Annotated in this window: 1 protein-coding gene; it reads left to right on the plus strand. The window is 78.0% G+C overall.

Annotated elements, in window-relative coordinates; all coding sequences use genetic code 11:
* A partial coding sequence (locus KVS71_RS18030; RefSeq protein ID WP_217585221.1) for a hypothetical protein occupies nucleotides 1–250 on the plus strand: 250 nt, incomplete at both ends.

Here is a 250-nt window from a genome sequence, read left to right on the forward strand (position 1 = left end):
CCCCGCGAAGCCCGTCTCGGCGCTCCGTGAGCGCTCCGACCTGCCCGTGCACCTGCACACCCACGACACCCCGGGCGGACAGCTCGCGCCCCTGCTCGCGGCCAGCGCCGCCGGCGTCGATGCGGTGGATGCCGCGTCGGCCCCGCTGTCCGGCACGACCAGGCAGCCGTCGCTGTCTTCGCTCGTGGCCGCGCTCGCCCACACGGAGCGGGGCAGGGGGGTCTCCCCCGCCGCGGGCTCCGACCTGGGA

Origin of the sequence: Microbacterium sp. GbtcB4 (assembly GCF_019091465.1) — a bacterium.
GTDB lineage: Bacteria > Actinomycetota > Actinomycetes > Actinomycetales > Microbacteriaceae > Microbacterium > Microbacterium paraoxydans.